The sequence below is a fragment of the Streptomyces ovatisporus genome (assembly GCF_042653885.1).
GTDB lineage: Bacteria > Actinomycetota > Actinomycetes > Streptomycetales > Streptomycetaceae > Streptomyces > Streptomyces ovatisporus.
In genome coordinates this window covers 769,255-789,668 of record NZ_JBHSFH010000007.1, presented here as the reverse complement: position 1 = coordinate 789,668, position 20,414 = coordinate 769,255, and the positions used below count along the sequence as shown (strand labels likewise).

The 20,414-nt window shown below is 69.6% G+C and carries 18 protein-coding genes and 2 tRNA genes; 17 read left to right on the top strand and 3 right to left on the bottom strand.

The window, feature by feature from the left end; all coding sequences use genetic code 11:
• Positions 1-4: 4 nt before the first annotated feature.
• From ACFPA8_RS17325 to ACFPA8_RS17315, 3 genes are all read left to right on the top strand, one after another.
• Positions 5-925: a carbohydrate ABC transporter permease gene (locus ACFPA8_RS17325; RefSeq protein ID WP_386449343.1), complete on the top strand. Its 921-nt coding sequence runs from the start codon at positions 5-7 to the stop codon at positions 923-925.
• A 166-nt stretch (positions 926-1,091) separates the two neighbouring features.
• Complete coding sequence (gene arfA, locus ACFPA8_RS17320) at positions 1,092-2,627, top strand: arabinosylfuranosidase ArfA (protein WP_386449341.1); 1,536 nt, start codon at positions 1,092-1,094, stop codon at positions 2,625-2,627.
• Between the two features lie 217 nt (positions 2,628-2,844).
• A complete protein-coding gene (locus ACFPA8_RS17315; RefSeq protein ID WP_386449339.1) occupies positions 2,845-3,741 on the top strand; it encodes a polysaccharide deacetylase family protein in 897 nt (298 codons plus the stop codon).
• Positions 3,742-3,826: 85 nt separating this feature from the next.
• Here ACFPA8_RS17315 and purL read toward each other — a convergent pair whose 3' ends face one another.
• The 3 genes from purL to purS are packed head-to-tail and all read right to left on the bottom strand — an operon-like array spanning position 3,827 to position 7,076.
• Positions 3,827-6,103: a phosphoribosylformylglycinamidine synthase subunit PurL gene (gene purL / locus ACFPA8_RS17310; RefSeq protein ID WP_386449337.1), complete on the bottom strand. Its 2,277-nt coding sequence runs from the start codon at positions 6,101-6,103 to the stop codon at positions 3,827-3,829.
• Complete coding sequence (purQ, locus tag ACFPA8_RS17305) at positions 6,100-6,786, bottom strand: phosphoribosylformylglycinamidine synthase subunit PurQ (protein ID WP_386449335.1); 687 nt, start codon at positions 6,784-6,786, stop codon at positions 6,100-6,102. The genes purL and purQ overlap by 4 nt, the downstream gene beginning before the upstream one ends.
• Positions 6,783-7,076 (bottom strand): phosphoribosylformylglycinamidine synthase subunit PurS, encoded by a 294-nt coding sequence (gene purS, locus ACFPA8_RS17300; protein WP_386449333.1) that lies wholly within the window; start codon positions 7,074-7,076, stop codon positions 6,783-6,785. The genes purQ and purS overlap by 4 nt, the downstream gene beginning before the upstream one ends.
• 457 nt (positions 7,077-7,533) lie before the next feature.
• Between purS and ACFPA8_RS17295 the strand changes: the two genes are divergently transcribed.
• The 14 genes from ACFPA8_RS17295 (at position 7,534) to ACFPA8_RS17230 (ending at position 20,370) form a co-directional block, all read left to right on the top strand.
• Positions 7,534-7,851 (top strand): histone-like nucleoid-structuring protein Lsr2, encoded by a 318-nt coding sequence (locus ACFPA8_RS17295; protein WP_074467800.1) that lies wholly within the window; start codon positions 7,534-7,536, stop codon positions 7,849-7,851.
• A gap of 104 nt (positions 7,852-7,955) precedes the next feature.
• Positions 7,956-8,027, top strand: a tRNA-Gly gene (locus tag ACFPA8_RS17290).
• A 75-nt stretch (positions 8,028-8,102) separates the two neighbouring features.
• Positions 8,103-8,178, top strand: a tRNA-Gly gene (locus tag ACFPA8_RS17285).
• Positions 8,179-8,388: 210 nt separating this feature from the next.
• On the top strand, positions 8,389-9,375 hold the full coding sequence (locus ACFPA8_RS17280; RefSeq protein ID WP_386449331.1) for an ABC transporter ATP-binding protein: 987 nt from the start codon (positions 8,389-8,391) through the stop codon (positions 9,373-9,375).
• Complete coding sequence (locus tag ACFPA8_RS17275; protein WP_386449329.1) at positions 9,372-10,187, top strand: ABC transporter permease; 816 nt, start codon at positions 9,372-9,374, stop codon at positions 10,185-10,187. The genes ACFPA8_RS17280 and ACFPA8_RS17275 overlap by 4 nt, the downstream gene beginning before the upstream one ends.
• 32 nt (positions 10,188-10,219) lie before the next feature.
• Positions 10,220-11,533: a sensor histidine kinase gene (locus tag ACFPA8_RS17270; protein WP_386449327.1), complete on the top strand. Its 1,314-nt coding sequence runs from the start codon at positions 10,220-10,222 to the stop codon at positions 11,531-11,533.
• A gap of 5 nt (positions 11,534-11,538) precedes the next feature.
• Positions 11,539-12,201, top strand: a complete 663-nt coding sequence (locus tag ACFPA8_RS17265) for a response regulator transcription factor (RefSeq protein ID WP_386449526.1) — start codon at positions 11,539-11,541, stop codon at positions 12,199-12,201.
• Positions 12,202-12,711: 510 nt separating this feature from the next.
• Positions 12,712-12,885 (top strand): hypothetical protein, encoded by a 174-nt coding sequence (locus tag ACFPA8_RS17260; protein WP_158715429.1) that lies wholly within the window; start codon positions 12,712-12,714, stop codon positions 12,883-12,885.
• A gap of 80 nt (positions 12,886-12,965) precedes the next feature.
• Positions 12,966-13,136 (top strand): hypothetical protein, encoded by a 171-nt coding sequence (locus tag ACFPA8_RS17255; protein WP_386449325.1) that lies wholly within the window; start codon positions 12,966-12,968, stop codon positions 13,134-13,136.
• A 247-nt stretch (positions 13,137-13,383) separates the two neighbouring features.
• On the top strand, positions 13,384-15,291 hold the full coding sequence (locus tag ACFPA8_RS17250; RefSeq protein WP_386449323.1) for an alpha/beta fold hydrolase: 1,908 nt from the start codon (positions 13,384-13,386) through the stop codon (positions 15,289-15,291).
• Positions 15,288-15,992 (top strand): hypothetical protein, encoded by a 705-nt coding sequence (locus ACFPA8_RS17245; RefSeq protein WP_386449321.1) that lies wholly within the window; start codon positions 15,288-15,290, stop codon positions 15,990-15,992. Before ACFPA8_RS17250 ends, ACFPA8_RS17245 begins: the two co-directional genes overlap by 4 nt.
• 193 nt (positions 15,993-16,185) lie before the next feature.
• Positions 16,186-16,941 carry a class I SAM-dependent methyltransferase gene (locus ACFPA8_RS17240; RefSeq protein ID WP_386449319.1) on the top strand — a complete coding sequence of 252 codons (756 nt, stop codon included), beginning with the start codon at positions 16,186-16,188 and terminating at the stop codon, positions 16,939-16,941.
• Positions 16,942-16,951: 10 nt separating this feature from the next.
• A complete protein-coding gene (locus tag ACFPA8_RS17235) occupies positions 16,952-18,886 on the top strand; it encodes an ABC transporter ATP-binding protein (RefSeq protein WP_386449317.1) in 1,935 nt (644 codons plus the stop codon).
• On the top strand, positions 18,883-20,370 hold the full coding sequence (locus ACFPA8_RS17230; protein ID WP_386449315.1) for a phytoene desaturase family protein: 1,488 nt from the start codon (positions 18,883-18,885) through the stop codon (positions 20,368-20,370). Before ACFPA8_RS17235 ends, ACFPA8_RS17230 begins: the two co-directional genes overlap by 4 nt.
• Positions 20,371-20,414: the final 44 nt, after the last annotated feature.

The following is a 20,414-nucleotide window of genomic DNA, read 5'->3' as shown; positions in this document are numbered from 1 at the left end:
CACGATGGCCACCCTCACCCCTGCCGCATCCGGCACCCCTGAAGCGGCCCACGGCGGAACGGGCGGCGGGCGCGGAGGACACGGCGCCGCCGGACGCCGGGGCGTCGACTCCGAGCGGCTCTTCAACCGCGTCACGCTCGGCGCGCTCATCGCCCTCGCCCTGCTGTGGCTGGCACCTCTCGCGTGGGCGGGCGCCACGTCCGTCCGGCCGCCGGGAGAGCTGGCGACGAATCCGACGTCCTGGCTCGCGGACGATCCGACGCTCTCCAACTACCGCGAGGTCCTCGCCGCGGGCCGCATCCCGTACTGGTACCTGAACAGCTTCATCACCGCGGCGCTGACGACGCTGCTCAGCGTGTGCACGGCCTCGCTGGCGGCCTTCGCCCTGTCGCGGCTGCGATTCCGCCACCGCCGCCCGGTCTTCCTGGCCATCCTCGCCGGCGTCATGATCCCGCCGCAGCTGCTGATGATTCCGCACTTCCTGACGCTGCAGGCCACGGGCATGCTGAACACCTACTGGGCGGTGATCCTTCCGCAGGTCCCCAACGTCGTCGCCGTCTTCGTCTTCAAGCAGTTCTTCGACGGGATCCCCACCGAACTGACGGACGCCGCACGGGCGGACGGCGCGAGCTGGCTGCGAATCTACCGGCAGATCGTGATGCCCCTCTCGCGGCCTGCGATCTCCGCCGTGACGATCTTCGTCTTCGTCTGGACCTGGAACAACTTCCTCTGGCCGCTCCTGGCCGTCACGGATCCGCAGATGATGACCCTCCCGGTGGGCCTCGTCTCCGTACAGGACGCCTTCGGGCTGCCGCAGGCGCAGCTGATGGCCTCCGCGGTCCTGGGAGCTCTCCCGCTGCTGACCGTCTTCCTCTTCTTCCAGCGGCGGATCGTCGAAGGCATCGCGGGCACCGGCCTGAAGTGACAGCCGGTACCGGGCACTCCCGGAGACGCACCGCGACCCCGCGCCCGAGCACGCCCGCGCACGCCCCCGACCGGCCCGCAACCGCCCCCGACTGCCCGCAACCGCGTCCAGGACCGTGACCGCGTCCGCACGAGCACGCCCGAGCACCAAGAGAGGCACGCACCGCATGACCGACCAGCCCGCCGCCACCGCCCGAGTCACCATCGACCCCGACTTCGGCCTCGGCACCGTCGACCCCCGCCTGTACGGGACGTTCGTGGAGCACATGGGCCGCTGCGTGTACACGGGCATCTACGAGCCGGCCCACTCCACCGCCGACGCGCACGGCTTCCGCGGTGACGTGGCCGAACTCGTACGGGAGCTCGGCACAGGTCTCGTCCGCTACCCCGGCGGCAACTTCGTCTCCGGTTACCACTGGGAGGACGGCGTCGGCCCCGCCGATTCCCGCCCCCGCCGTCTCGACCTGGCCTGGCGCAGCATCGAGACGAACCAGGTCGGCACGGACGAGTTCCTCGGCTGGGCACGCCGCCAGGGCGTCGAGCCGATGATGGCCGTCAACCTGGGCACCCGCGGCATCGACGCGGCCCGCGCCCTCGTCGAGTACTGCAACATCCCCGGCGGTACTGCCTGGTCGGACCTGCGGGTGCGGCACGGCGCCCGCGACCCGCACGACGTGAAGCTGTGGTGCCTGGGCAACGAGATGGACGGGCCCTGGCAGACGGGCCACACCACGGCCGTCGAGTACGGCCGGCTCGCCGCACAGGCCGGCAAGGCGATGCGCCAGGTCGACCCCTCGATCGAACTGGTGGCGTGCGGAAGTTCCAACGCGGAGATGCCCACCTTCGGCGAGTGGGAGCGCGAGGTGCTGCACGAGACCTACGACGAGGTCGACTACCTCTCCCTGCACGCCTACTACGAGGAGAAGGACGGCGACAGGGCCGGCTTCCTCGCCAGCGGTGCCCAGATGGACGCCTACATCTCGGACATCGTCGCCACCGCCGACCACGTACGGGCCGTGCGCCGCAGCCGTAAGCGGATGAAGCTCTCGTTCGACGAGTGGAACGTCTGGTACCAGTCCCGCTTCCCGGGCGAGCGCGCCCTGCCGCTGGAGGAGACGCCGCGGCTGATCGAGGACACCTACAGCGTCACCGACGCGGCGGTCGTGGGCTCCCTGCTGATGACACTGCTGCGGCACGCGGACCGGGTGGCGATCGCCTGTCTGGCGCAGCTGGTCAACGTCATCGGCCCGATCCGCTCGGAACCCGGCGGCCCTTCATGGCGGCAGACGACCTTCCACCCCTTCGCGCTCACCGCGAAGTACGCGCGGGGGACCGTGCTGCGCACCGAGGTCTCCGGGCCGTTGATCGAGACCCGCCAGTACGGGCCCGTGGACGCCCTGGACACGGCCACGACGCTCGACCCGGAGACGGGCGCGCTGACCGTGCTGGCGGTCAACCGCGGCCAGGAGCACGACCTGGGCCTGCGCGCGGCCCTGCGCGGCTTCGCCTCCCGGTACCGCGTCGTGGAGCACCTGATGATCGCGGACGCCGACCCGGACGCGGCGAACACAGAGGAGAACCCGGACCGCGTCACACCCCGGCCCGTACGCGAGACCCGCGTCACCGGCGACGGCGAGCTGGAGGCCGTGCTGCCCCCCGTGTCGTGGAGCGTCATCAGGCTGGCCCCGGAGGACCGGGCGTGACGCCGGACGCCTGACGATCGGCGCGGAGGGGCGCCTGCCCGCGAGCTCCTGGCGCTCGCGGGCAGGCGCCGCTCGTGCCGCAGGTCACCGGGCCCGCCCGCCGGGACGGCCCGTTATCAGGGCGGAAGTCCCCGGCGGCAGTGACACGACGGGGTCACTCGGGTGGTATTACACCTCGTACATGTGTGATTACGCTCAGACACGGCATTACGTACGTATGACGCCTCGATCACGCACCACCTCGCGACGAATATTCCTGGGCGGGGTGCTCCTTGCGGGCGCCGGCGCCGCACACTCCGGAACCTCCTTCGCCCAGGGGTCCGGAGCCGACGCGAAGGGCGCCGCCAGGCGGGCCGCACACCGCGGCGCCATACGCCCGCGGTCGTACCGCCTGCAGCCCGAGACGGGCTCGGTGACGCCCACGCTCCGCGCGACCACATCGGTCACCTACACGCTGGAGGCCGCCGAAGGCCGCCGAATAGCCCTGACCTTCGACGACGGCCCCGACCCCGTCTACACCCCCCAGATCCTGGACGTGCTGCGCCGCTACCGGGTGCCCGCCACGTTCTGCGTGCTCGGCGAGAACGCCGTGGCCGAACCCGGGCTGCTGCAGGCCATCGCCGACGGCGGCCATCTGATAGCGAACCACTCGTGGAGCCACCCGGCGCTGCCCAGGCTGAGCACCGCGAAGGCCCGCAGGGAACTCGCCCGGACGAGCGAGCTCATCGAGAACACCGTCGGCAGCCCGCCGGTGTGGGCCCGCGCCCCCTTCGGCTACTGGGACGAGGAGACGCTTGAGTTGTCCGCAGCCCTCGGCATGAGCCCGCTGGGATGGTCCGTCGACACCGGGGACTGGCAGCAGCCCGGCGTATCGAAGATCGTCTCGACGGTCCTGGACAACGTGCAGGCCGGGGCGATCATCCTCTCCCACGACGGGGGAGCCGACGCGGCCCAGACCGTCGCCGCACTCCACGGCTACCTTCCGCAACTGCTCGACGCAGGCTGGAGACCCTCACTGCCGCCGGCCGACGGGCCCCTGGGCGCGTACCGGGGAGCCTCGGCCGCCGGAACAGCCGGGGGGTCGGGCGACCGCATGCGTCCCGCTGTCAGGTGAGAGCCCGGGGGAGGGCCGCCTGCCACAGCGGCCCTCCCCCGGCCCGCCTCCGACAAGGGGCCGGGGAAGACCGGCCGGACATGCCCTAACCGAACAGGCCCGGCAGTGTGGCCTCGTGCGCCGTCCGGAGTTCGTTCAGCGGAATGCTGAACTCGCCCTGTACCTCGACGGCGTCCCCGTCGACCACACCGATGCGGGCGGCGGGCAGCCCGCGCGCCGAGCACATGTCGTTGAGGCGGACCTCCTCGCTCCGCGGGACCGCCACCAGCGCCCGTCCCTGCGACTCCGAGAAGAGGAAGACGAAAGGCGAGAGGCCGTCCGGCACCACCACCCGGGCTCCCTTGCCGCCCTTCAGGCAGGACTCCGCGAGGGCCTGGATCAGACCGCCGTCGCTCAAGTCGTGCGCGGCGTCGATCATGCCGTCCCGGGAGGCGGAGATGAGGATCTCCGCGAGGAGCCGTTCCCGTTCCAGGTCGACGGCGGGCGGCAGGCCGCCGAGGTGGCCGTGGGCGACCTGCGACCAGGCCGAGCCGCCGAGCTCCTCCTTCGTCTCACCCAGCAGGTAGAGCAGGTGTCCCTCGTCGGCGAAGGCGATGGGCGTACGGCGGTTCACGTCGTCGATGACGCCCAGGACCCCCACCACCGGGGTCGGATGGATCGCGGCGTCGCCCGTCTGGTTGTAGAGGGAGACGTTGCCGCCGGTGACCGGGGTGCCGAGCTCCAGGCAGGCGTCGGCGAGACCGCGGCAGGCCTCGGCGAACTGCCACATGGCCGCCGGATCCTCGGGCGAGCCGAAGTTGAGGCAGTCGGTGACGGCGAGGGGACGGGCACCCGTGGCGGCGACGTTGCGGTAGGACTCGGCCAGCGCGAGCTGCGCTCCCGCGTACGGGTCGAGCTTGGCGTAGCGGCCGTTCCCGTCGGTGGCGACGGCGACCCCGAGGCCCGTCTCGTCGTCGACGCGGATCATGCCGCCGTCCTCCGGCTGCGCCAGCACCGTGTTGCCGAGGACGTAGCGGTCGTACTGATCGGTGATCCAGGACTTGGCGGCCTGGTTCGGCGACGAGATCAACGCGAGCGCCGCCGCCCGGAGTTCGTCACCGGTCGCGGGGCGGGGCAGGGCCGCGGCGTCGTCGGCCTGCAGCTCGTCCTGCCAGGACGGACGCTCGTAGGGCCGGTGGTAGACCGGGCCTTCGTGGGCGACGGTGCGGGGCGGCACGTCGACGATCTGCTCGCCGTGCCAGTAGATCTCCAGCCGGTCGCCCTCGGTGACCTCACCGATCACCGTCGCGATGACGTCCCACTTCTCGCAGATCTCCAGGAAGCGGTCGACCTTGTCCGGTTCGACGACGGCGCACATCCGCTCCTGCGACTCGCTCATCAGGATCTCCTCCGGGGAGAGCGAGGAGTCGCGCAGCGGAACCGTGTCCAGCTCCACGCGCATGCCGCCGCTTCCGGCGCTGGCCAGTTCGGAGGTGGCGCAGGAGAGGCCCGCTCCGCCCAGGTCCTGGATTCCCGCGACGAGCCGCTCCCGGAAGATCTCCAGGGTGCACTCGATGAGCAGCTTCTCCTGGAAGGGGTCGCCGACCTGGACCGCGGGGCGCTTGGCGGGCCCTTCCTCGTCGAAGGTCTCGGACGCGAGGACGGAGACGCCGCCGATGCCGTCCCCACCCGTGCGGGCGCCGTAGAGGACGACCTTGTTGCCGGTGCCGGACGCCTGCGCGAGGTGGATGTCCTCGTGCTTCATCACACCCACACACAAAGCGTTGACCAGCGGGTTTCCCTGGTAGCAGGAGTCGAAGACGGCTTCACCGCCGATGTTCGGCAGACCGAGGCAGTTGCCGTAGCCGCCGATGCCCGCGACGACGCCGGGCAGCACCCGCCTGGTGTCGGGGTGCTCGGCTGCGCCGAAGCGCAGCGGATCCATGACGGCGACGGGACGCGCACCCATGGCGAGGATGTCCCGGACGATGCCGCCGATGCCGGTGGCCGCGCCCTGGTAGGGCTCGACGTAGCTGGGGTGGTTGTGCGACTCGACCTTGAAGGTGACCGCGTAGTCCTGGCCGATGTCGACGACCCCGGCGTTCTCGCCGATGCCGACGAGCAGCGCGTCGGACTCGGGGGCCTTCTCCCCGAACTGCTTCAGATGCACCTTGCTGCTCTTGTACGAGCAGTGCTCCGACCACATGACCGAGTACATGGCCAGCTCGGCCCCCGTGGGGCGGCGGCCGAGGATGTCGCGGATGCGCGCGTACTCGTCCTCCTTGAGGCCGAGTTCGGCCCACGGCTGGTCCGTCCCGGGAGTGCCGGCGGCGTGCTCGACGGTGTCGAGAGCGGGGCGCTGTGCGGGTGTCGTGCGCGTCATGCAGTGACCAGCTTCTTGAGTACCGAGGTGAAGAAGCCCAGCCCGTCGGTCGTCGGACCGGTCAGGGTCTCGACGGCGTGCTCGGGGTGCGGCATGAGGCCGACCACGTTCCCGGCCTCGTTGGTGATGCCCGCGATGTCGCGGCGGGAGCCGTTGGGGTTGCCGCCGACGTAGCGGAAGACGACGCGGCCTTCGGCCTCCAGGGCGTCCAGCGTGCGCTCGTCCGCGACGTAGCCGCCCTCGCCGTTCTTGAGCGGGACGGTGATCTCCTGCCCCGGCCCGTAGTCGCCCGTCCAGGCGGTGTCCGTACGCTCCACGCGCAGCTGCTGGTCGCGGCAGACGAAGTGCAGGTGGTCGTTGCGGGTCAGTGCACCGGGCAGCAGATGCGACTCGCAGAGCACCTGGAAACCGTTGCAGATGCCGAGGACCGGCATTCCGGCGCGTGCCTGCTCCAGCAGGGGCTCCATCACCGGGGAGAAGCGGGCGATGGCGCCGCAGCGCAGGTAGTCCCCGTAGGAGAAGCCGCCGGGAAGCACGACGGCGTCCACCTGGCGCAGGTCCTTCTCGCGGTGCCACAGCGCCACGGGTTCGCCGCCGGCGAGACGGACGGCCCGATGGGCGTCCCTGTCGTCGAGCGAACCGGGAAAGGTGACGACACCGATTCGGCCGAGTCCGCCGGTCACGCCGCGGCTCCCTGCGCGGCCCCGGAACCGCCGCCGGAGGTGCCGTCGCTCTCGACGCGGACGGTGAAGTTCTCGATCACGGTGTTCGCCAGGAACGTCTCCGCCAGTTCGTGGACACGGGACAGCGCCTCGTCGGTGACGGGCTCCGCCACCTCCAGTTCGAAACGCTTGCCCTGACGGACGTCGGCGATGCCCTCGAAACCGAGACGGGGCAGTGCGCGCTGCACCGCCTGTCCCTGCGGATCGAGGATCTCCGGCTTCAGCATGACGTCGACTACGACGCGAGCCACAGGTACTCCCGGTGATGGTGGTGGTGCTCGAGGCCGGCACGGGTGCGTGATGCCTCATGCCTCTGTGCGTACCGGCGCCCCCGCCGCACGTCGAACAACGTTCAGACGACGCCGGACAACGTCAACAACGCGGTGACGCCTCCGCAAGCGTACCGGTCCCGAGATTCTACGCGCGTTGATATGGGGCACCTACAGCTTTCCGGTCACCTCGCCGTTCCGGGCGGACGAGTCGCAGCTCTGGGAAAAAAGCAGTGAAAAAAGTATGGTCGCGATTGCGGTCTGACACGCGAGTCGAAATACTCTCGCTTCACATTGCAAAGCATGCCGCTGTACAAAAGATAAAGACACCGACCCCAATCCTTCGGACCACTTACGTTCTCCCCGGGGGCTCCACATGCAGTCCCCGGAGAAGAGTCGAGTGATCCTTTTCGCGATCCTGATGGAAGGTCCGATATCCGTGGCGCAACGCGTAGTGGTGACACTCTCCGACGACCTCGACGGCGGGGAAGCGTCGGAAACGGTCTCCTTCGGACTCGACGGGAAGTCGTACGAGGTCGACCTCAACCTCGACAACGCGAAGAAACTGCGGGAAGACCTCGCCCGTTTTGTGGAGGCCGGCCGCAAGCGGGCCAAATCGGGCAAGACCTACCACCGCACCTCCGTGGCCCCCGACCCCCGCGCGGTACGGGCCTGGGCCGAATCGAACGGCTTCGAGGTGCCGGCCCGCGGCCGCATCCCCAAGAAGATCTACGACGCCTTCAACGCGTCCCGCTGACCCCCCGCCCGGCCCGTCGGACGGGCCGGGCGGCCCGACTTGCCATGCACCCCGGGTGATCCGCTAGAGTCTGGCGCACCGCGAAGGGAAACCTTCCGGACCACGCGGGTGTAGCTCAGTAGTAGAGCGCCCCCTTTCCAAGGGGGAGGCGCAGTGTGCGATTCCTGTCACCCGCTCTTTCCTTCACCGGCACCGGTACCCATCGGGTACAGTGAAGGACGCACCACTCGGTGAAGGCCGGGTGGAGGCATGCGGACGTAGCTCAGTTGGTAGAGCGCAACCTTGCCAAGGTTGAGGTCGCGAGTTCGAGCCTCGTCGTCCGCTCCAGTCAATGAATAGGCCCCGGTTCTCACCGGGGCCTATTCGTCTTCCTGTCCCTTCCGGTTCGGTTCCGGTCCGGGTTCCGGTCCTCCGGTTTCGCGGAGTCGTCCCGCACTGTCCTTTGTGCGAAGCGCATGGCGCTCGCATGACGTTCGTCATCCGCACTTGTGACAGCGAACACTCCCCAGGACCCGGCCCGGACGGAAGGATGAGGGCATGGATGCGATCGAGGTCGAAGGACTCAAACGGCGATACTCAAAGGGGTTCGAAGCCGTACGCGGGGTCTCCTTCTCCGTCCGGGAAGGTGAGATCTTCGCGCTGCTGGGGACGAACGGTGCAGGCAAGACCTCCACGGTCGAGCTGCTGGAAGGGCTGGCGAAGCCGAGTGAGGGAAAGGTCCGCGTGCTCGGATTCGACCCCTACTCCGAGCGTCGTGCCGTGCGGCCGCGCACGGGCGTGATGCTCCAGGAGGGCGGCTTCCCCTCCGAGTTGACCGTCACCGAGACGGTACGGATGTGGGCGGGCTGCACGAGCGACGCGCGCCCCATCGAGGACGCACTGGCCCAGGTGGGACTCTCGGGCCGGCGCGCGGACGTACGCGTGAAGCAGCTCTCCGGCGGTGAACGCAGGCGCCTGGACCTGGCGATGGCTCTCATCGGACGTCCCGAGGTGCTCTTCCTGGACGAGCCGACCACCGGCATGGACCCGGAAGGGCGCCGGGACACCTGGGAGTTGGTGCGCGAACTGCGTACCGCGGGCACGACCGTGCTGCTGACCACGCACTACCTGGAGGAGGCCGAGGCTCTGGCCGACCGGCTCGCCATCATGCGCGCCGGCCGCATCGTCACCACCGGGACGCACGAACAGGTCGTCGCGGAACGGCCGTCCCGCATCCGCTTCTCGCTGCCGGACGGCCTCACGATGGCCGCGCTGCCGCCCACGCTGTCGCCCGCCGAGGTGAGCGGGAACCGGGTCGAGATCCGTACCCCCAGCCTGCAGAGCGAGCTCACCGACCTGCTGATGTGGGCCCGTCAGAGCGGTGTCGAACTGCAGAACCTTCACGCGCGCACCGCGACGCTCGAGGAGGTCTTCCTCGAGATCGCCCAGGAGCCGGACGAGGACGACGCGGCGCCGGGCGGACCCGGCAGCCAGGCAGGCGACGGCGGAGCCACGCCGGAGCAGAAGGAGGTGGAGCGGGTATGACCGCGACACAGGCCGCCCCGGTGAACGCGCCGGGCAACAAGATGAACACCTCGTCGGCGACCCGCCGGATGAGCGCGCTCGGCCGGGCCGAACTGACGCTGCTGTTCCGCAACAAGGCGGCACTCTTCATCGCCCTCGCCACCCCGATCCTGCTGACGCTCCTGATGCGTCAGACGGCCAGCGGCATGAACCTGGAGGGCACGGGCCTCTCGCTGGGCACGGTGCTGGTCCCCGGCTCCATCGGATACGTGCTGATCTTCGCCGTGTACGCCAACCTGACAGGCGCGTACGTGACCCGGCGCGAGGAACTGGTCCTCAAGCGGCTCCGTACCGGTGAGGCGAGCGACAGCGAGATCCTGGCGGGCGCGGCGCTGCCGTCCGTCGTTTTGGGTGTGCTGCAGTGCGTGCTGCTGCTCGTCGGCGGTGCCGCCCTGATGGATCTCGGTGCTCCCGATCGTCCCGAACTCGTCGCCGCGGGTGTGATCCTGGGCATGGCGATGATGGTCGGGCTGGCCGCCGTCTCCGCGGCGTTCACGCGCACGACGGAGGCGTCGCAGATCACGACCTTCCCTGTGATCGCGATCTCCGCGGTGGGCTCGGGCATCGTGATCCCGCTCGACGTCTTTCCCGACACCCTCGCCGACATCTGTTCGCTGCTGCCCGTCTCTCCGGTCATGGAGCTGGTGCGCGGCGGCTGGGCGGGCACACTGGACGGCCAGGAGGCGCTGAAGGCGCTGGGTGTCGCGGTGTTGTGGATCGTGCTGTCGGTGTTGGCTGTACGCCGGTGGTTCCCGTGGGAGCCCAGGCGATAGACGGACGAGGCGGAGCTCCGGAAGGCGCTCCGGTGAGGAGAGCCAGCACGGTGATCCGCTGGTGGGTGAACCCCAGATACCGCCGGTGGCAGGAGCGCAGCAGCACCGAGCAGGTCGAGGCGTCGACGCGGTGGATGCTCATCGCGTACGCGTGGGCGATGCTGGTCGGCTTCGTCGTACAGCTGCTGCCCAACACGGGCCCCGGTCGCCTGCCGTTCTCCATCGCCTGCGCGGTACTCGCGATGGGCCTGGTGCAGTGCCTGCTGTGTACAGGGCTCCTGCACCAGGCCCTCGACAGCTATCTGGGTACGCGCGCCCTGCCCTGGGCGCGGTTCGGAGTGCCGACCGGGCTGCTGGGGGCCATAACCGCCCTGACGGTGGTGCTGGTCGCTCTCGACGCCGTCGAGGGCGGAGTGACCATCGGCCTGGCGCTGTACGGGGCCCTCGCGCCCTTCGCCGTGACGTTCGGCATCACACTGCCGCGCCGGACCGCGGCCCTGGCGCTGTGCGGCTACGTCCTCGTCACCGCGGGCTCCCTGGCCGTCGCCGGGCTGCCCTGGACGAACGTGCTGGCGGCGGCAGCCGTACTGGCGGTCGGCGGCCTCATCTCCGTTTTCACGGGCCGCTCCTCCGCCTGGTACATCGCCGTCATCCGGGAGTTGGAGGAGGCGCGCGGCGTGCAGGCGAGGCTGGCGGTCGCCGAGGAACGGCTGCGCTTCAGCCGGGACCTGCACGACGTGATGGGCCGGAACCTCTCCGCGATCGCGCTCAAGAGCGAACTGGCGGTGCAGCTGGTGCGGCGGGGAGCACCGGCGGACGCCTCCGTCGAGCAGATGTCGGAGGTGCAGGGCATCGCCCGCGATTCGCAGTCCGAAGTACGCGCGGTGGTGCGCGGCTACCGTGACGCGGACCTCTCCACCGAACTCGCAGGCGCCCGGGGCATCCTGCGTGCCGCCGGAGTCGACTGCCGCGCGGAGAGCGACGACGCTCCGCTGCCGGGTCCGGTGCAGGCCGCGCTCGGCTGGGTCGTACGCGAGGGCGCCACGAACGTGCTGCGGCACGCGGACGCGACCTGGTGCACGGTGTGGGTGGGCTCGGACACAGCGGAGGACAAGGCGCTGCTGGTGATGGAGAACGACGGTGTGCACGCCGGCGTACGCGACACGGAAGGCGGACGTACCGGGTCGGGGCTGGCGGGACTGCGCGAACGTCTCGCCGGTGTCGGCGGCACCTTGCGTTCCGCAGGGGACAGCAAGAAGGGTACGTTCCGACTGACGGCGGAGGTCCCGATCGGCAGCCGCGCGGACGACGGCCGGGGCGCGGGCGGGAAGGAACCAACAGAGTGAGCGCGGTGGATCTGCCGGAGCCCGGCTCCGACGGGGAGAGCGTGGCAGGAGGCGACACGCCTCCCATCCGCGTGCTTCTCGCCGACGACGAGCATCTGATCCGCGGTGCGCTGGCCGCTCTGCTCGCGCTGGAGGGGGACCTCACCATCGTCGCCGAGGCGGCGTCCGGTCCCGAGGCGGTGGCGATGGCCCGTGCGCACGAACCGGACGTCGCGGTGCTCGACCTGCAGATGCCCGGGGCGGATGGTGTGAAGGTCGCGACGCAGCTGCGTGACTCACTGCCTTCCTGCAGGAATATGATCGTCACCAGCCATGCGCGGCCCGGCCATCTCAAGAGGGCGCTCGCTGCCGGCGTACGCGGCTTCGTACCGAAGACCGCGTCGGCACAGCAGCTCGCGGAGATCATCAGGGCGGTTCACAAGGGAGTCCGCTACGTCGACCCGGAGTTGGCGGCGGACGCGATCAGCGCCGGCGACTCGCCGCTGACGGCCCGCGAAGCGGAACTGCTCGGCCTGGCTGCGGACGGCGCACCGGTCGCGGAGATCGCGGAGCGGGCTTCGCTCACGGCGGGTACGGTCCGCAACTACCTCTCGGCGGCCACCGCCAAGCTGGGTGCCGAGAACAGGCACGCGGCCGCGCGCATCGCCCGGGAGCGCGGCTGGCTGTAACGGCACAGGACGGTACGCACCGTGCACTGCGGGGACGAATTCGGACGAGTTCGAACCGCTGGGTCGAAGAGGGCGCAACCACTGCGGACTCGGATATCCCTCGCTATCCCTGAATATCCCTTGCAGCACCTGGTGCCAATTCCAAGATTTTGAGGTTTACTTGAGCTTACAGCTCAGGGAACTGGAAATCGCTCACTGCCCAGTAACAGACTGGTCCAGTCCTTTACCTTCCGTGGCATGAAGCTGTCGCCTTGCCTTGCAACAAACTGTCACGGATTCCTCTTCTGCGGCCCACCCCCGTGCTGGCATCTTCATCCCTGCGGAAGCGAGCCAGGCATTCACGGAGAGGTAAGCGTGCGCACAAATGCCCGCTTCGCTGCAGTTTACGGTGACGACCGAAAGCTCACCGAACGGGGGAAATGGTGCCCGATGACCACCCCGGGCCTTCCTGGCTTCGACCACTTTCGCGAACCACAGCCAGCCATGTCTTACACGCACAGGAGGAATTCCATGCTGGAAGCGAAGCTGAACCTTCAGATTCAGGACGAGCTCCACGAGGGCCACGACGGTGAGATCGCGGAAGAGGCCACCCCGGTTCTCGCCACCCCCGCCCTCGCCGGTGCCTTCGTCGGCGGCGCGGCCGTCGTGACCGGCGCCTACGCGGCCGGCAAGGCTGTCGGCTGACGATCGCCCCACTCCCGGCCGAATTCCTGACCTGAGGCCGGATTCTTCGCAAGACATCGACCAGAAACAGGAGTGTGCGCATGAACGACATCACTTCGCGCATCAACGAGTCGGCTGAGCTCGCTGCCGTCGACGCCGAGGGTGCCATCTTCGCGGACAACACCCCCGTGCTCGCCACCCCGGGTGCGTTCCTGGGCGGCGTCGCCATCGCTTCGGCGACGGTTGCGGCCTTCGAGGCGGGCCAGGGCTGACTCTCAGCCTCCTCCTCACTCACGCCGTCATGTAGTACCCCCTTCTGCAGGGCAGCGTGAAATCGGGGACTCTCCTCCCGGTCGGCCGGCTGCAAGAAACCGGCCGACCGGATCCCCCGTTATCCGGTTCTTTCAATTTTTGACCACCCTGTTTATTGCCATATTTGCCGCACCACGCCTCTTGCCAAATCCCCCACATTTCCGACCACCCCCCCGCACCCGGGACACCGGCACCGAGGAGACCGACGTGAAATCGCTTGCCAAAAAGCTGACCTCGACATTTCTCGGGCCGGTCCCGATCTCCCGTGACCGTACGCTCGCAATCTCCGAGCGCCTCACGGCTGTCACGTCACTCACCTCCAGCATCGAATACATAACCCACCAGCGGCAGATCCGCCGCGGCGGGCTCAACGACTGGACGATCGCTCGCGGGATGCACGCCGCTTCGACCCGTCCCACGCGGCGCATCCTGGACGCCGTCGGCCACCCCCGCACGACGCAGGCCCTGCACATCGCCCGTATCGCGGCGGGTGCGGCGCTCCTCGCGCCCGGCAACGCCCGCTGGCGGGGGGCCGCGAACATGTTCCTCGGGCTCAGCAACGCCGCCCTCTACCCGCGCCACCGCTACGGCACGGACGGCTCGGACCAGGTGTCGTCGTTCGTGCAGACGGCCGCCGGGATGGCCCGGCTGTCGACCCAACCCGCGGTGCAGGACGCCCTGTTGTGGTACGTGGCGCTCCAGGCGAACCTCTCCTACCTCGTCTCCGGCTGGGTGAAGCTGCTGGGGCAGCCGTGGCGGGACGGTTCCGCGCTCAACGGCATCATGCGCACCCGTACGTACGGGCACGAAGGTCTGTGGAAGCTCACCAACCGCTACCCGGTGCCCTCCCGCTACCTCGCACACGGCGTGCTCGCGCTGGAGTGCCTCTTCCCGGTGGCGTACCTCAAGGGCGGTGCGCTCGCCCGTCCCATCATGGCCAGTGCGGCGGCGTTCCACGTGGCCAACGGCTACTTCATGGGCCTGGGCCGCTTCATCACGGCCTTCGAGGCGATGCACCCCATGGTCGCGTACACCAGCGCACCCAAGTCGCACCCCGCGGTGGCCGGCCGGGACGACCGCGCTCTGACCGCCACGGCGTCGATGGCGGCCATCGGCATCACGGTGGCGGGCTTCCTCGCCGCGATGCGCCGGATGCGGGCGACCGACCCCTGGCCGCACGGCCGCGTGCTCACCACCCGCCACGGCAACGAACTGCACTACAACGAGCGGGTGTCGGAGAACGAGAAGGCGCCCGTCCTCGTCTTCGGAACCGGCATGACCTCCACCGCCGAGCACTTCGGCTGGATCACGGAGAAGCTGGTCGAGGAGAGCGACTACGGCATCATCACCTACAGCCGCGCCGGATACGGCCCCAGCAAGCACCGCAGCGCCGGTCCGTACACCCTCCAGGAGTCGGTGGACGACCTGGTGGACCTGGTCGACGGGGCCGTGGACGAGGGCCGGGACGTCTACCTCGTCGGCCACTCGCTCGGCGGTGAACTCGCCCGCCGTGCCGCACAGGAACTGGGCGACCGGATCAACGGTGTGATCTACCTGGACAGTTCACACCCGGAGGAGCTGAACCGTTCCAAGCAGCAGAAGGAATCGGCGGAGCGCCTCAAGGACGGCCTGAACATGTTCACGCGCAGCCTGCGTGCGGGCATGGGCGCGATGCTCGTACGCCCCCGCTGGGTGCACAACCTGCCCGCGGAGGTCCGCAGCCGCGCCTTCGCCCAGTACGCGGACAGCCGCCTCTGGCGGGCCGGGATGCGCGAATGGGACGCGACCGAGCGGGACTTCAAGGCGTTCGAGGGTGACCTTCCCCCGGTCGGCGGTCATGCCCTGGTGCTCTCGGCGCAGCGGACCGTCGACCGCGACCCGGAACAGCTGCTGATGCACAACGAACTGGCCGCCGCCCACCGCGGGAACGGACACATCGTCCGCAACTCGGTGCTCGAAGGCGCCGACCACGACACAATGCTCACCGACGCCCGGCTCGGCAGCGACGTGGGGCGCCGCATCCTCGACTTCCTCCGCGAGGTCGAAGCGCAGGAAGGAGGCGCCGGCCGCAGCGGGTCCGGCGCCGAGGGGAACAAGTCCGAGGAGGCACGATGACCAGCTCGCAGACTCCCGCATCGCTGGCCGGAACTCTGGTCCGTACGACGAGGGGAACCCGGTCGGTGCTCGCCCGCGCCTTCACCGGTCCGGGCGGCCTCACCCGTGCGGCCGGCGCCGCGGTGCTGCTGGGCACTCTCTCCGCGCAGCACCCGAATCCGCTCTTCAACAGGGCGCAGAAGATCGACATCTTCTCGGTGCTCTTCCCCAACTGGCGCTTCTTCGCGCCCACTCCGGCCCAGCACGACTACCACATCCTCTACCGGACCCTGAACCACGAGGGGGAGACCTCTCCCTGGAAGATGGTCGAGGTCATCGTCGGCCGCAAACTGCACCAGATGTTCTGGTTCCCGGGCCGGCGCCCCGAGAAGGCGATCTTCGACATCGTCACCGAGCTGATCACCCAGCTCGACAAGGGGTTCGGCGCGCTGAAGAAGCTGCCCTCCTACCGGATGCTGTGCGCGTTCCTCCGCCACCGCCTGCAAGAGGAGGGCGTGGCGGACGAGGTGAAGGGCTTCCAGTTCACTCTCGTGAGGGCCACCGGCTACGAGGAGAACGACCCCGAGGTCATCTTCGTCTCGCCCTACACCTCGATGGCCGCCGAGACCGGACCGGCCGCGACGGCACGCAGCTCCCGGCCCTCCTACGAGTCGCACATACGGGACGACTCCCGCGAGGAAGTGCCCGTACAGCCCGCCTGACACGGCACCGAATGTCCGTCCCGCGAACCTGCGGGGACGGGTGAACCACAACCGGATTCCCGAAAGGGGCCATATGTCCACCGCTTCGATCGTCATCGCCGTCATCGGCATCGTCATCGCCGGCTACCTCGCGCTGAACCTCGCCAAGAAGAAGAAGTAACCGCCGCCCCAACGAGACCGAGAGGAGGCACCGATGAGTTCCGTGGAGGACATAGGTTACGGACGCCAGTTCGGAGACTTCTACGACCGGATCTTCCCGAGCGGCGACTACACCGAGCCGACCGTACGGAAGCTCGCCTCGCTGCACCCACAGCCCGGCGAACGGGCCCTCGAACTCGGCGTCGGCACAGGGCGGGTGGCGATTCCGCTGGCCCAGCGTGCCTTCCCCGTCACAGGCGTCGACTCCTCGCCCGAGATGCTGGAGCAGCTCAGGACGAAGGCCAAGGACGCGGACGCGGATGTCGAGGCGGTGCACGGCGACATCCGGAACTACACCGACGACGCCAATTACGGGCTCGTCTACTGCGTCTGCGCCACCTTCTCGATGCTCCTGGACGCCGACGCGCAGCAGGCCACGATCCAGCACGCCGCCGACCGGGTCGCACCGGGCGGCACCCTCGTGGTGGAGACCTCCAACCCGGGCGGTGTACGGGCCCTGCACGAGGGCCAGCAGCGCACCTCGTACTTCATCCCGTATCCCGAGCCGAACACCGGACTGCTGACGTACTCCACCCTCCTCGAGAACAGTCTGTGGCACGCGTCGCACATCTGGTTCGAGGACGGCAAGTCGTCCGTCGGTTCCGAACTCGCGAGGCTGACGACGCCGGACGAGGTCGACGCGTACGCCCGTGCTGCCGGTCTGCAGCCGGCGGACCGCTGGGCGGACTGGAAGGAGACCCCCTGGCAAGAGGACTCCCCCATGTTCGTCAGCACCTACACCCGCAAATGAGGTGAGCGCCATGAGCACCCTGGAGGCGAACGCGAGCTCCAGGACTCTCCACGTGGAGAGTCAGGACGAGCGGATCGGACCGGCGCACGCGCGCAGGCGCGGCGGCGGGCCCGGTCCGGCCGCCGTGTGGTATCTCGCACGGCGCCACAGGGCGCTCCTGGCCACCGGGATCGTCGTCGGGCTGGTCGGCGTCACGGCGCAGCTCGCGCAGCCGTACGCGATCGGTGAACTGATCAAGCAGGCCGGGCAGAACAAGCCGCTGTCGGCGTCGATCATCCTTCTCGTCGCGCTGTTCTGCGTGGACGGAGGGTTCTCGGCGCTGCAGTCGTACCTCATCGGCAGGGCGGGCGAGAACATCGTCTACGACGTGCGGATGCTGCTCACGAGACGGCTCCTGCGCGTCGACCTGTCCGCGTACGGCAAGCAGCAGCAGGGCGACGTCCTCACCCGTACGGTCGCCGACACCTCACTGGCGAAGATCGCGCTTTCGCAGAGTCTCGCCCAACTCGTCATCAACGGCTTCACGGTCGCCGGTGGCGTCATCGTCATGTTCGTCATCGACGTGTGGATGATGCTGATCACCCTGGCCTGCCTCGGCATCGCCAGCGCGATCTCCCTGTTCCTGGCGCGCAGCGTGCGCCGCGCCGCGATGGTCAACCGTGAGGACACCAGCCAGTACGGCTCGGACGTGCAGCGCGTCCTGTCGGCCCTGCCCACGGTGAAGGCGTCCCGGGCGGAGGACCGCGAGACGCACCGGATAGGCCTGCTGGCCTGGAAGGCCCGCAACTCGGGCGTGCGCGTCAACGGGCTCAACGCGCTGTTCATGCCCGCCATGAACGTGGGGACGCAGGCGGCACTCGCCGTCGTCGTCGGGGTGGGCATGACGCGGGTGACCCGCGGCACGATGTCGATGGCGGACCTCACCGCGTTCGTGATGTACCTCTTCTACATGGTCTCCCCCCTGGTCCTGTTCTTCCTCGCCATCGGACAGTTCCAGCAGGGCCGCGCCGCCATCCGCAGGGTCGACGAGCTCACCGTCCTGCCGCAGGAGGGCGGCGTCCTGGACCGGATGCGGCACAAGTCACGGCCCGCGCCGGCCAAGAAGTCGCTGTCCGAGGACAAGGACGCCGTGGAGTTCCGCGACGTCCGCTTCCGCTACGGCAGCGCGGACGAGGGTGCGGAGACGCTCACGGACGTGTCCTTCTCGGTGGCGTCACGCGGGATGACGGCCATCGTCGGTCCGTCCGGAGCGGGCAAGACCACTCTCTTCCAGCTCGTCGAACGCTTCCACGCACTGGACGGCGGGAGCATCCTCATCGGCGGCAAGGACATCGAGACGATGCCGCTGAGCACGCTGCGGGGCCTGGTCGGTTACGTCCAGCAGGACACCGCGGCGATGCGCGGCACCGTACGCGAGAACGTGGTGTACGCCCAGCCGGAAGCCAGCGAGGAGCAGATCCGCGAGGTTCTCGAACTGGCCGGTCTCACCAAGGTCGTCGACGCGATGCCGGACGGCCTGGACACCGAGCTCGGCGACCAGGGGAGCGGCCTCTCCGGCGGCCAGCGCCAGCGCCTGTGCATCGCGCGCGCACTGCTTCAGAAACCCGCCGTGCTCCTCCTCGACGAGGCCACCTCCCACCTGGACTCCGACTCCGAACGTGAGTTCCGGGAGACGCTGAGCAAGGTCTCCTCGCGGTGTGCCGTCATCGCCATCGCGCACCGCATCTCGACCGTCGTCGACGCGGACAAGATCGTGGTCATGGCCGACGGACAGGTCCAGGCTTCGGGCAAGCACGAAGAACTGATGAAGCGGAACGCGCTGTACTACCGGCTGGCCAACTCCCAGCTGCAGGCAGCCCATTCCATGTCCCACACCCCGGAGGTGCCGCAGCCGGCCCATGCCGGCCCGGTGAGCGCCGCGGACGCGGCGGGGAACTCTCTGTGACACCCGACGTCGCCGTCGTGGGCACCGGCCCCAACGGGCTCGCCGCGGCGGTGACCATGGCACGGGCCGGGCTGAGGGTCGAACTGTACGAAGCCGCGGAGACCATCGGGGGCGGTCTGCGCGGCGAGGCCTGCTTCGACAGCGACGTCCGTCACGACGTGTGTTCCGCGGTGCACCCGATGGCCGCGGCCTCCCCCTTCTTCCGCGAGTTCCAGCTCCCGGAGCGGGGCGTGGAACTGCTCAACCCGCCTGTCGCCTACGCACATCCCCTGGACGACGGACGCGCGGGCCTGGCCTACGGCGACCTGGACACCACCTGCGAGGTGCTCGGCAAGGACGGGCCCGCCTGGCGGCGGCTGATGGCTCCGCTCCTCGAACACAGCGCCGGCCTGGTGGAGTTCTTCATGAGCGGCCAGCGGTCCGTGCCGCGGGACCTGCTCGCACCGCTGCTGCTGGCCGCGCGGCTGCCCGCGCACGGCACGCGGCTCGGCGCACGGACCGGCTCGCCCGGCAGCCGCCTCCTCGGCGGCTTCACCGAGGAGGTCGCGCCGGCGCTGCTGACCGGTGTGGCCGCGCACGCGGTGGGCAAGCTGCCCAGTCTCGCGTCCGCTTCGGTGGCGATGCTGCTGGGACACCTCGCGCACGGTACGGGCTGGCCCCTGCCCCGCGGCGGCAGTGAGCGCATCGCCGAGGTCATGGCGGACGACATCCGCGCGCACGGCGGGACGTTCCACACCTCGGCTCGTGTCACCGACCTGCGGCAGTTCGAGGGTGTACGGGCCGTGCTGCTCGACACGACTCCCACCCAGCTGCTGGAGATGGCGGGGGAGCAGCTTCCCGCAGGCTACGCCCGGCACTTGAGGCGGTACCACTACGGTCCCGGCGCCGCGAAGGCCGACTTCCTCGTGTCCGGGCCCATCCCCTGGACCAACCCCGAAGTCGGGCGCGCGGGGACCGTCCACCTGGGCGGGACACGTGCCACCGTCGCACGGCAGGAGACGCTGACCGTACGGGGCGAAACCACCGACGAGCCCTTCGTCCTGCTCGTCGACCCCGCTGTCACCGACCCCGGGCGGGCTCGGGAGGGGAAGCGGCCGGTCTGGGCGTACGCCCACGTGCCCAACGGCGACCCGCGTGATCCCGTGGAACTGCTGCGCACCCGCATCGAGAAGTACGCACCGGGCTTCAGCGACACCGTTCTCGCGGCCCGAGGCATCCCCGCGGGCGAGTACGAGAAGTACAACGCGAACTACGTCGGCGGCGACATCGGCGCCGGTGCGATGACGCTCTACCAGTCGGTGGCCCGTCCGGTGCCGTACCTGGACCCGCACCGCACGCCGCTGCCCGGGGTCTTCCTCTGCTCGGCGTCGACTCCGCCGGGCCCCGGCGTGCACGGCATGTCCGGGTATCTGGCCGCCCGCTCGGCGCTGCGGCACCGCTTCGGCGTGCGCAAGGCGCCGTCGCTGAGCCCTGCGCGGGCCTGAACGCCACCGGGAACGGGCCCGTCGGACGCGCCTGTGCACAGGCG